General features: G+C 48.1%; 10 protein-coding genes. 2 read left to right on the top strand and 8 right to left on the bottom strand.

The features are described from left to right. Nucleotides 1-166 precede the first annotated feature (166 nt). Entirely contained in the window at nt 167-3064 is a 2898-nt protein-coding gene (locus AACP44_RS06660; RefSeq protein WP_339339696.1) for a ribonucleoside-diphosphate reductase subunit alpha, read from the bottom strand. Between the two features lie 141 nt (nt 3065-3205). On the opposite strand from AACP44_RS06660, the gene AACP44_RS06665 reads away from it, so the two are divergent. Then, nucleotides 3206-3553: a hypothetical protein gene (locus tag AACP44_RS06665; protein WP_339339697.1), complete on the top strand. Its 348-nt coding sequence runs from the start codon at nt 3206-3208 to the stop codon at nt 3551-3553. A 143-nt stretch (nt 3554-3696) separates the two neighbouring features. Here the strand turns inward: AACP44_RS06665 and AACP44_RS06670 are convergent, their stop codons facing one another. From AACP44_RS06670 to AACP44_RS06680, 3 genes are read right to left on the bottom strand one after another with little or no spacing between them, the layout of a single operon-like run. Further along, a complete protein-coding gene (locus AACP44_RS06670; protein WP_339339698.1) occupies nt 3697-4737 on the bottom strand; it encodes an ABC transporter ATP-binding protein in 1041 nt (346 codons plus the stop codon). A gap of 12 nt (nt 4738-4749) precedes the next feature. Then, on the bottom strand, nt 4750-5655 hold the full coding sequence (gene argF / locus AACP44_RS06675) for an ornithine carbamoyltransferase (protein ID WP_339339699.1): 906 nt from the start codon (nt 5653-5655) through the stop codon (nt 4750-4752). 56 nt (nt 5656-5711) lie between these two features. Beyond that, nucleotides 5712-6923, bottom strand: coding sequence for an aspartate aminotransferase family protein (locus AACP44_RS06680; protein WP_339339700.1), 1212 nt, complete (start codon nt 6921-6923; stop codon nt 5712-5714). A 279-nt stretch (nt 6924-7202) separates the two neighbouring features. Here AACP44_RS06680 and grxD point away from each other — a divergent pair, with 279 nt between their 5' ends. Next, nucleotides 7203-7523, top strand: a complete 321-nt coding sequence (gene grxD, locus AACP44_RS06685) for a Grx4 family monothiol glutaredoxin (protein ID WP_339339701.1) — start codon at nt 7203-7205, stop codon at nt 7521-7523. Nucleotides 7524-7547: 24 nt separating this feature from the next. On the opposite strand, the gene AACP44_RS06690 is transcribed toward grxD, so the two are convergent. The 4 genes from AACP44_RS06690 to AACP44_RS06705 form a co-directional block, all read right to left on the bottom strand. Then, complete coding sequence (locus AACP44_RS06690; protein WP_339339702.1) at nt 7548-8495, bottom strand: sterol desaturase family protein; 948 nt, start codon at nt 8493-8495, stop codon at nt 7548-7550. A 27-nt stretch (nt 8496-8522) separates the two neighbouring features. Further along, a complete protein-coding gene (locus tag AACP44_RS06695; RefSeq protein WP_339339703.1) occupies nt 8523-10700 on the bottom strand; it encodes a TonB-dependent receptor in 2178 nt (725 codons plus the stop codon). A 15-nt stretch (nt 10701-10715) separates the two neighbouring features. Next, nucleotides 10716-11960 (bottom strand): imelysin family protein, encoded by a 1245-nt coding sequence (locus AACP44_RS06700; protein ID WP_339339704.1) that lies wholly within the window; start codon nt 11958-11960, stop codon nt 10716-10718. An 85-nt stretch (nt 11961-12045) separates the two neighbouring features. Next, the coding region (locus AACP44_RS06705) for a hypothetical protein (protein WP_339339705.1) at nt 12046-12251 on the bottom strand (206 nt) is incomplete at its 5' end.

Raw genomic sequence — 12251 nt, forward strand, 5'->3', positions numbered from 1 at the left:
CAACTTCTGGTGTAGCCACTTGCTGTGCTGCAGGCGGTGGCATTTTGCTGTCGTTTTCTTCGACGTGGTATTCATCCCAATTCAGCATGTTTTACTTACCCCTAAGGTGTCGTGTTCTATTTTTTATCCCCGCCTTGGCGGGGTATGTCAATTGATGGATCTTAGCTTACTGGCAGGCTTCGCAATCCGGATCATCCAGTGAGCAAGCTTGAGGTACCGGTGCTGGTCCTGCTGATGCGGCGGCGGCCGCAGGTGCTGTTGCAGCAGACGATACGGCGTTTAGCGAGCCGGTATCAATCGTTGATTTCTCAGTGCCGGTGGCCGCTAGCGCGCGCAGATAATAGGTGGTTTTAAGACCGCTGTACCAAGCCATCCGGTAAGTGATATCTAACTTTTTACCCGAGGCTTCGGAGATATACAGGTTCAGCGATTGCGCCTGATCGATCCATTTTTGACGACGGCTTGCCGCATCAATAATCCAGCGTGGCTCAACTTCAAAGGCGGTGGCGTACATGGCTTTTAAGTCTGCTGGGACACGATCGATCTGCTGCACACTGCCTTCATAGTATTTAAGATCGTTAACCATCACGTTGTCCCACAGTCCGCGAGCTTTGAGGTCGTTAACCAAATGTGGGTTAACCACGGTGAATTCACCGGATAGGTTAGATTTCACATACAGGTTTTGATAAGTCGGCTCAATCGATTGTGCAACGCCGGTAATATTGGCGATGGTTGCCGTCGGTGCAATGGCCATCACGTTGGAGTTACGCATGCCCTTGTCTTGTACTCGAGCGCGCAGTGAATTCCAGTCCAGTGTTTGTGACTGATCAACGTTGATATAGTCTTCACCGCGTTCTTCAACCAGCTTTTTCACCGAGTCGATCGGTAAAATGCCCTGACTCCAAAGTGAACCGTCGAAGCTGGTGTAGCTGCCACGCTCCTCGGCCAGCTCAGTAGAAGACTGAATCGCGAAGTAGCTAATAGCCTCCATTGAGCGGTCAGCAAAAGTCACGGCATCATCAGAGCCATAGGCAATATGCTGCTTATATAGCGCGTCTTGGAAGCCCATTAGGCCAAGACCAACAGGGCGGTGCAGCATATTGGATTTTTCTGCCTGACCCACTGAGTAGTAGTTGATATCGATAACGTTATCTAACATACGTACTGCAGTTTTAACGGTTTTTGCCAACTTCTCCAAGTTAAGACCGTTTTCATCCGTATGTTGAGCCAGATTAACCGAGCCCAGATTACACACAGCAATTTCATCTTTGTTGGTGTTAAGGGTAATTTCAGTACACAGGTTTGAAGAGTGCACCACGCCAACATGTTGCTGCGGAGAGCGAATATTGCAAGGATCCTTAAAGGTGATCCACGGGTGGCCGGTTTCAAACAGCATGCCCAACATTTTGCGCCAAAGTTCCTGTGCCCGAACTGTTTTAAATAACGGGAAGTCACCGGCTTTACAGCGCGCTTCATAGGCGGTGTAGGCTTTTTCAAACGCGTCACCATATAAATCGTGCAGATCGGGAACATCATTGGGTGAGAACAACGTCCACTCGCCGTCATCAAATACACGCTTCATAAACAAATCGGGTACCCAGTTAGCAGTATTCATATCGTGGGTACGGCGACGGTCATCGCCGGTGTTTTTACGCAGCTCAACAAATTCCTCGATATCCATATGCCAGGTTTCAAGGTAGGCGCAGACTGCGCCTTTGCGCTTGCCGCCCTGATTGACCGCAACAGCGGTATCGTTAACCACCTTCAGGAACGGCACAACACCCTGAGACTTGCCGTTAGTGCCTTTAATATAAGCACCCAAAGCACGGACCGGAGTCCAATCATTGCCCAAACCGCCGGCCCATTTTGACAGCATGGCGTTGTCCTGAATGGCACCATAAATACCATGCAAGTCATCGGGGACTGTGGTCAGGTAGCATGAGGATAATTGTGGGCGCAAGGTCCCGGCATTAAACAGTGTCGGTGTTGAGCTCATATAGTCAAAAGAGCTCAGTAGACGGTAGAACTCAATCGCTCGCTCCTCTCTTTGTTCCTCGCGGTGAGCCAGACCCATGGCGACCCGCATAAAGAAGATTTGTGGCAATTCGATACGGACTTCATCGCTGTGGATAAAGTAGCGGTCGTATAAGGTTTGCAGGCCGAGATAGTTAAACTGCAGGTCGCGGGATGCGTCTATGGCTTGACCCAGTTTATCCAAGTCATAATCCAGCAGGTTGGGGGCTAGCAGTTCTAGCTCTATCCCTTTATTGATAAATGCTGAAAGGGCCTTGGGGTACAAGGTGGCCATATCGGTCTGGGTTGCACTATCGGCAATACCTAAAAAGGGCAGGGCTTCTGCACGCAGATTGTCGAGCAGTAAGCGAGAGGTGACATAAGTGTAGTTAGGCTCTTTCTCAACCAGTGTTCTAGCGGTAATAACCAGTGATGTATTGACATCTTTGGCGGGCACACCGTCGTACAGGTTCTTTAGTGCTTCATCAATAATATGCTGTGCATCAACATCTTTAAGCCCAGCACAGGCTTCGCCAACAATCACTTCCATTCGGCCAAGATCCAGAGCGGTTTGGCTGCCGTCAGGGTTGCTGACTTTAATCGTTGGGTGCGCCTTGTTCGGTTCGGCAGAGGCTTTGTCTTCACGCTGTTGGCGGCGTTCCTCGCGGTAAAGTACATAGTCGCGCGCGACCTTGTGGTCACCGCTACGCATCAGCGCCAGCTCAACCTGATCCTGAATATCTTCGATATGTATAGTGCCGCCGGAGGGCATACGACGCTTAAAGATGGCGCTAACTTGCTGAGACAGTTTTTCTACGGTTTCGTGGATACGCGATGAAGCTGCAGCGGTGCCACCTTCAACGGCTAAAAAGGCTTTGGTGATTGCAACAGTAATTTTACTGTCGTCATAACTAACGACGGTACCATTGCGTTTTATAACGCGTAATTGTCCTGGAGCGGTGGCTTGTAATTCAGCCGTGGGTGTTGCGGATGATGTAGCTGCTGCTGTAGGGGGTACGGCATTATTATTATCTTCTACTTCGGTTTGCATATCTTCTCCGGACACTGCGGTCGGCAGTGGTTAGCTCAGCGTATTTAAAGGTTTTATTATTGAGGTGAGACTAACTAAGACGAAATAGCTGGGTTTAAACTTGTCTGTTAACAGCTTCCTATCAAATCATCGAAGCACGATTTGAAAATTAGCTCAGCCAAGCAAAAAACAGTGGGTGCCAATAGCTACATCTACTACACCGGTTTTTTCATCTTGTTGAATCCACGCACATACTCGGCTTTTGAGCAAAAAGATACTGCAAAAAATGGCCTTTCTGTTTTCTCCCCTCTGCTCTTCGACTTATATGGGTTGGCAAGCACTAACTCCGGTGGTCCTTTTGCAGTCCTTTGGTTAGCTTTCTTACGGTTACCAGCACCACTACACCCCTATATATTGGGGTTTGCGAAAAACTTTATACAAGATAATGCGGTTTTGGGCTTATTGCAAGGGCAAAATTCTGAGGAGAAGCTGTGGATAAAATGTGAGTAAATAGCTCTGTCTGTAACCACTAACCTGTGGGCCCAGTGATGGTAATAATTCACAAAAAAAATGGTTGAATAGATCTTTTTTATAGCGCGAAAAATATTTTTTATATTTCAAAGAAGTTTATCGCTGTGAAGATTCTCAGGATTTTATTTGTCTGGTGTGAAGGCAATCAAATGCTCCACTTCGGCCTCAATATTAACCGTATCACCGACATTATAATCGTGGTGACTTGGGAACAGAGATTCCACCAAACTGCCGGTAGGTAGTTGCAGTGTATAGAGAGTGGCGCTGCCGGAAAAGATCTTCTTCACCACAGTGCTGCTAATGCCATGGTCGGGGCTGAGCACAATATCGTCGGGGCGCAGTAATACATCAACCGGCGTATCCGTTGGCCAATCGTAAGCGCGGTTGCCGGTAATAACGCCAAGCTCGGTCTTAATCCGGTGTTGGTCAATACTCATGCCCGGTAATAAGCCGCCCTGGCCAATAAAATTGGCGACAAAGCGGTTGCAGGGTTCGTGGTAGAGGTTAAAAGGCGTATCCCATTGTTGCAGTCGGCCCTCATGCAAAAGACCAATATGATCGCCAAAGGCAAACGCCTCTTCCTGATCATGGGTAACAAGAATCGCGCTAGTGCCGACTTCTTTTAGAATATCTCGCACTTCCAAATTTAAATGGCGACGGAGATCGACATCCAGATTGGAAAACGGTTCGTCCAGTAAGAGTAGGCGAGGGCTGGGTGCCAGTGCCCGTGCCAGTGCTACCCGTTGTTGTTGGCCACCAGACAATTCATGGGGGAATCGGTTAGCAACGGTCTCTAATTTAATCAGGTCCAATAAGCTACTAACCATTGTATCTTGTTCCAGTTCGGCTAATTTTTGAATACCAAAGCGGATATTGTCGCCGACCGTCAGGTGCGGAAACAGGGCAAAGTCTTGAAACACCATGCCAATCTGTCGTTGTTCTGGTTCCAGTTGGAAATTGCTGCTGCTTAGTAGTCGATCGCCCAGTGTGATGCTGCCACTGGCAAGCGGTTGAAATCCGGCGATAGCGCGAAGCGCGGTTGTTTTACCGCAGCCGCTAGGCCCTAGCAGACAGCTGATATCACCTTTATTAACATGAAAGCTAACATCGTTGAGTACCGAGTGGTTGCCGTAGTGGCATTGGATACGATCAATCTTGAGCACAGCATTCGGTCCTTATTGATTGAGCAATAATTCCATTAAGGCCTTTTGTGCATGCAAGCGGTTTTCAGCTTCAGCCCAAATAACGGTATCGGGGTGGTCCATTAACTCTGCGCTAATTTCTTCGCCACGGTGTGCTGGCAGACAATGCATATACAGCGCATCACTAGCGGCAACGGATAATAGCCGGTCATTGAGTTGATAGCCGGCGAATTGCTTAATGCGTTGTGCCTGCTGTTGTTCCTGACCCATAGAGGCCCAGACATCGGTCACCAAGAGGTGAGAATCTTTGGCGGCTTCAACTGGGTCGCGCAGCATGGTGACTCGATCTTTATTGGCGTTAACCAGATCGCTATTAGGCTCAAAACCTTCCGGGCAGGCAATGCGCAGCTCAAAATCAAATTGTCTGGCGGCATTAATATAGGACTGGCACATATTGTTGCCATCACCAACCCAGGTGACAGTTTTGCCTTGAATGCTGCCGCGATGTTCGGCAAAGGTTTGCATATCGGCCAGCAGTTGGCAGGGATGATAGTCATCTGTCAGTGCATTAATAATCGGCACCGTTGAGTACTGAGCAAAGCGTTCAATAATTTCATGGCCGAAGGTGCGGATCATAATAATATCCACCATTGACGAGAGTACTCTGGCGCTATCTTCGATCGGTTCACCGCGACCCAACTGGGTATCCCGCGGCGACAGAAACATAGCATGGCCGCCAAACTGCGCCATGCCGGCCTCAAAGGAAACGCGAGTACGAGTCGAAGATTTTTCAAACACCATGCCCAGCACTTTATTTTTAAAAGGCTCGTTGTGGCCGCCGTTGGCAAGCTCGGCTTTTAAGGCAATAGCTCGGCTGATCAAAGTGCTTAGCTCTGCGGGAGATAAATCAAGTAAGGTTAAAAAGTGTCTGGTTGCCATGAGATTTGTTTTATCTAATGTTGGTTTAAATAGCGACTAGGTTGACGCGTCGGCTGTTATCGATGAGCCTCAGCAAACTGGTTAACAATGTCGACGATAGTGGTCAGTACAATCTCAGCCTGTGCCTGATTAATAATTAACGGTGGTAGCAGCCGAATCACATTGCCAGCGGTCACATTGATTAACAGACCTTTTTCCCGAGCTCGGTCAACCAATTCGGCGCAAGGCTGGGTAAGCTCAATGCCAATCATCAAGCCCTGACCGCGAATATCTTGAACAAGGGTTTTATCGCCAAGCTGGTCGTTAAAACCTTGTAATAACCAGTCGCCGATGGTTTTGGCGTTGTCACATAATTTTTGCTCGGCAATCGTTGTTACTACGGCTTGCGCGGCAGCGCAAACCAAAGGGTTGCCACCATAGGTTGAGCCGTGATTGCCCGGGCCAAAGGTTGCCGCCGCTTTGCCTTGAGCAAGGCAGGCGCCAATGGGTAAACCGTTACCCAGTCCTTTTGCGGTAGTGACCACATCGGGTAATAGCCGGTGGTGTTGGTAGGCAAAATATTCACCGGTGCGACCATTGCCGGTCTGTACTTCATCAACCATCATTAACCATTGCTGTTGATCGCACAGAGCTCTGAGCTCAGGCATAAAATGTTCAGGTAAGACATTCACGCCGCCTTCACCTTGAATCGGTTCGATCAGTACCGCCACCACATCGCTATTGCTCTGGGCGATAGTGTTCAGCGCTGCCATATCGCCATAGGGTGCGCGCAGAAAGCCGCTGACCAAAGGTTCAAAGCCTGCTTGAATTTTACGGCTGCCGGAGGCGGTTAATGTTGCCATAGTGCGACCGTGGAAAGCATTTTCCATCACAATAATCTGTGGCAACTCAATACCATTGTTGTGGCCATAGAGTCTGGCGATTTTAATTGCCGCTTCATTGGCCTCCGCGCCAGAGTTACTGAAAAACACGGATTCCATGCCGGAAGCAGCACAGAGTGATTCTGCCAACTGCTGCTGGCGTTCAATGCCGTATAAGTTAGAAGTGTGAATAAGCCGATCAGCCTGATCTTTAATCGCCGCACTCACCGCCGGATGTGAATGCCCGAGCGCATTCACCCCAATGCCGCTGATGGCATCAAGATATTGACGGCCTGTCTGATCGTAAAGATAGACATTGTCGCCCTGGCTAAAACTCACTGGGAGCCGACCATAGGTATTCATAACGGCGGTCACTGCTTTGTCCTTTATATTCTCAAGTCTTGGCATGATTGGAAGTAAGCGTCAAAAACGCAAAAAGGCAGCTAGAGCTGCCTGATTTAAAGACCAATAGTATAGCTATGATTAGGGTTTGGCAATGATTCTAACGACAATGCGGGGCTTCCTAAATTCGCTCCATTCTGGCCTGAGGTGTGATGTTTTATCAAATCTTGACTAAATCAGACTGATTTAGTCGGGTAAAATGCAGCAAATCAGGCTACAATGCCGTCCGTTTATTGAATTCAATATTTACCGCTGCGGCGGCATTTCGATTTTAAGGTATGCCCAATGGACATAATGGAAACAATTAAAGAACAAATTGAGAGCAACTCGATTATCCTCTATATGAAAGGCTCCCCAAATCAGCCGCAGTGCGGTTTTTCAGCTCGTACGGTGCAATCGCTGATGTCCTGTGGTGAGCGTTTCGCTTTTGTTGATATTCTATCCAACCCAGAAATTCGCGCCAACTTGCCGATTTATGCTAATTGGCCAACCTTTCCGCAGTTGTGGGTGGCTGGTGAATTAGTGGGTGGCTGCGATATTGTCTGTGAGATGTTTGAGAAGGGTGAATTGCAAACTCTGATTAAAGAGGCGGCAGCAGCAGAATAAGTTATTAAAAGCTCAAAACCGCCTTCAGGCGGTTTTTTTATGCCTGTTGAGCGGCCATTTATAAGGAATAAACCTCTTTTTCTTGTGTTCGGGCTCTAACTGAAACGCTTGTTTGCCTAGGCCAAAGTTAAGTTGTTGTTTGGCTGAGCCGGCAATCCAGCTGTTAGCTAGTCTATCCCAACACGCCAGACAAGTGCCGAGATTTTTATCTCGGTGTTCCGGCGCCGAGGAGTGGTGTACCTGATGCTGGGCCGGGCTGATTAGCCATCGTTCAAAAAATCCAAACGATAAGCGAATATGGGAGTGGCGCAGATTAGCGCCAACAGCATTAAAGAGAAAGCCCAGACAGTCGACGCCCAAAATGGTCCAGCCATTGAGGTCGCTTCGAAACAGGTAGAGAAACACTCCGCTAACCCCGCCAAACACAATCAGACCTCTAAGATAGTACAGCGTCATTTCAATCGGATGGACCCGATGAACGGTAATGGGGGTCAGTGTAGTCGCTGAGTGATGAATCCGATGAAAATGCCAAAGCCAGGGCAGTTTATGCATCGCCATATGCAGACTAAAGCGACTTAGGTCCTCAACGACAAAAAAACTCACCGTATAGAGAAAACCGATAGCCAGCAGCGGTAACGCAAAAGTAGGGGCGTCACCAAAGTAGGATTGCAATAGCCCACCGACAAAAATAGTGGCTGCCAAATGGCTGCCCAGTAGAGGTACCAGTAGCACGATTCTAAGGCTGCTGTTGATAAAGACCAGCCCTGTATCTATCGCAGTGGAACGATTGAACCAGTAATGACGATTAAACAGTGCGACTAATTGGGCTTTAATATCAAACTTGCGGTTTTGCAGTGTGATTGCCAAAGAAGCCAGTAATAGCGCGCTGAGAATAAATAGCCAGTAAAGGCGTCGACCCGGCTCAACGAAGTAGTCGAGCGGAGCCGACAGGCTCTGCAGCAAGGCATCCAAAACGCTAATACCTTCCCGCACTACTCATTAGAAAGAGTACGTTACGCGCAAGCGAGCGCTGCGGGGTTTATTAGGACGGGCACCAAACGGGCGCCATGAGACAATGGCTTCATCATCTAGCACATTATCCACAGAACCCTGAACCAGCCATTGCGGGTGAACCTGCCAAGAAGCTGAAAGGTCGACGGTGGTCAATGAGTCGGTGGTCAAGGCATCGTCGAAGCTACCGCGGCCTGCTTCATCACGCATTTCGCTTTGGTAACTAATGGCGATAAAGGCTTCCCAATCCACCGCTACGGCGCCAAACTGAACGCGACCTACATGTTCAGGTAGGTAAGGTAGCTCATCCCCTTTGGCGACATTGTCCCACTGAGAGAAGCTGGAACTAAAGGAGCTCTGAAATGCCGATTTGGTATGGGTATAGTTCACATTAATGGGGAACTGAATCTGACCAACGGTAAAGGGCAGCATAAGTTCAGCAAAAATTTCAGCACCAGCCACTTCAACACCGCCACCATTAAACTCTTCGCCAACATTGCAGCCGCTGTCACTGGCACGGCAGCGACCCAACAGATTGTCGTAATCACTAAAGAAACCAATCAGCTCGATACGGTTACCCCCGTCTTGATAGCGTAAACCATATTCGTAGTTGATGGCTTCTTCCGGTTCGGCATCATTGCCGGCAGTTGCGCCGGCTGGCGAGAAGCCCTTATTAATTCCTGCCAGAAAGCCCAGTTTTTCAGAGGCCTGCCAGAACACGCCGGCGCCAGGCGCAGTAAACGACTGTGATTTATCTGTTTTGGTTCCGGTTAGAAAATCTTCGGCTTCGCTTTCAATATCTTCGTAGCGTAGGCCGGCGTTAAAGGTCCAGTCTTTCCAGCTAACAGTATCGTGAATAAAAACCGCCACTGCGTCGGTCTCTGCCTCGTTTAAGGTCTTGAATCCGTAATTAATATCGTCATTGACCATAATGCCGTCAGTCATCAGATAACCGCGGGTCAAGTGGTTGCGTTCAATATAGTCGTGGTGATAACGAAAACCTGCCTCCAGATTGTGCGCCCATCCACCGGTTTGGAAAGTATAATCGCCTTTAAGCTGAATGCCGGAAGAGCCGTATTCGCGATCATTATTAGTGACATCAAGTGTTTCTGCTGGGTTAGGATTGGAATCCACTTCACCTTTAAGAATGGCTAGAAGCTCAGGGAAAGCATTATTATCTTCCTGACTAACAATAGAACGAATCGCAATGCCATCGATAAAACCATCGAGTTTATTCCAAGAGCGCTCAAAGGCATTCCAATAAACTTTGGTGTTTAATGTAAAGCTTTCGGAAATAGTGATCAGATGATCGAAATGAATTTGCTGATGCTCTGACGCAAACACATCCAATTGGCTGGCGGCATAGCGATTGATGGGATCAGTATCAAAGTCCACACTGGTTTGGCCGAGGTAGGTTTCATCAGAGGTTTCATCGGCATAGCCAAGCTTAACAATAAAACGCTGCTCATAACCCCATAGCTGGTCGGGTGACCACTGTAGTTTGGCGTTAACATCATTGCGCTCAAAACCGGTATCACCGGTATCGATCTCTTTAAAGCCATCACTGCTATAGTGCAGGGCGTCTACCCAGTAACCAAAGTCACCCACCGTATCACCGTAAAAGATTTGATATTGCTGGTATTTGTCGGTGCCAACAGTGGCATCCATAAAGCCTTCAGCCTCAGTTGGGATAGGCGGTGTTACCAAGTTAACGGCACCACCAACATTATTGGGACCTTGCTTGATGGTTGCAGGACCTTTGACGACTTCAACAGCATTCATTCGAGCAATATTGGGAATATAGTAGGCTGCGGGAGCCGTGTAGGGTGCTGGTTTAATGAGTACACCATCTTCCATCAAAGTGATTTTCTGGCTGCGCTCACTGGTAACGCCACGCAGGCCAATATTAGGGCGTAAGCCGTAGCCATCTTCAGACCGAATATAGACGCCGGGTAGCTGGCCCAATACTTTATTCAGGTCAGAAAAATCAAATTGTTCCAATGTGGTTTTATCCAACAAGTGAGCCGAGCCAGATAGAGTCTGGATACTGTCTTTACCACCGGTAACCAACATTTCTTCCTGTGCCGGTGCTAGTGGTTCGTTAGCGCTAGCTGCGGCGCTGCTGATGATCAGTGCACTGAGTAATAATTTCTTTGCGTTATTCATGATGTCTCTCGATAGTTAGTCGTTATCAGATTGCGCGCGATTTGGTAAATCCACTTCAACAGCGGCGACAAAATCAACTTTTAAATCATCGGTAATTAATTTGATCAAGCCGTAAAGATTACAAGCAGGGAAGTCGCTAGTTGTCTCTGGATTAGTAAAGGCGTTATTACAATCAGCTTCATCCTGCGCATTGGAAATGGCAGCGGCTTCAGCAAATAGCGAGTTAGTCTGGCTATCGATATTCTCGATTGCAGCTGTGATATTGGCTTGCAGTTCGGTATTCAATTCACTGACACCAGCTTGCGTAATAATATCATCAAAACCAGGACCATCAGCGCCAGTCAGCATTGTCTTAAAGGCCTCCAGATTGTTGCGTATATGGGCGAAAGATGTCAGAAGGTAGGGGGACTCAACTTTATCAGGACATGAAATAGCTGAGCAATCGCTGTTGATCCCAGTAGGGATGCCTAACTTGATATCCTTGATTTCCACATCCATAAAGAACATGGCATCGGATAGGGCTGATAAAGTATCCGAGATGTTGGCAGGATTGATAAAAGTATTGCGGTAATTATCGCCATCGCTGCTCCAGCTATTAACCAGTTGGTTGGCGTTGGTGGCAATATCATTACTGATAACGACAGCATACTCGCAGCGTAAACGTTTGCGTTCATTATCAGTTTTGTCATCCCAGTTTGCGGTCGCGGTAACTTGGGACGGACAGGTATGATCCAAATCAGTATTAAAAAGTAGATACTCGACCGCACCTATACCGCGTTGGGTAAGGCCGCGCTCGGCGACATCAAAACTTGAATCGCCATCAGCCAACAGGACCGCCTCATCTATACCACAGGTGCTTAACTCACCGGCATGATAGGCGTTTAAGCGTTTGCGCAGGGCTTCATCGTTATCTTTTGCTGGACCAATAATATGGCTTTCAGATATAGCAATAGCGGCTTGGGTATCGCCCCAGGCGTCTTTGGCGGCGGCTAGTGCCGAAGCTTCATCTGCAGTTCCAATAGCGACACAGTAGTTAGCAATAGGGCCGTCAGATTGGGCCATAATACCGGCTTTATCGGCCAGCGCCTGATAATTAGGGATAATAATATTGTCAGCATAGTTTTTAAACATGGCGACAAAATCAAAGCTATCAACTGAAACGGCATTAGACGAGGGATCGGTGCTGTCATCGACGCAGGCAGAAACTGCTACGACGCTGGCCAATAACGACAGCTTGGCCTTTTGTTTAAAACTTTTCATCTATTATCTCCAAAAAAACAGACAAAGTATAAACAGGAAAAGGCGCATTTGCGCCTTTTCGGTTTAACTTTGTGAGAGTTTAAGCTTACCAGTTGGCAACATTATCTGCGTCAAAAGCATAAGCTGCTTGCAAAATATCGCGGGCATCTAGCAGGTCGGCAATATAAGCCGCTTTGGCAGCGTCTGCATCGCTTGCATCTTTATACAGAGTGCCATTTTCAATATTGTCACGGCTGTTATCCTGAGTGCCATCGGCCAGTACAGGCGCATCGCCCATTAACGCCAACACAT

It is taken from the genome of uncultured Oceanicoccus sp. (assembly GCF_963968385.1).
Taxonomy (GTDB): domain Bacteria; phylum Pseudomonadota; class Gammaproteobacteria; order Pseudomonadales; family Dasaniaceae; genus Oceanicoccus.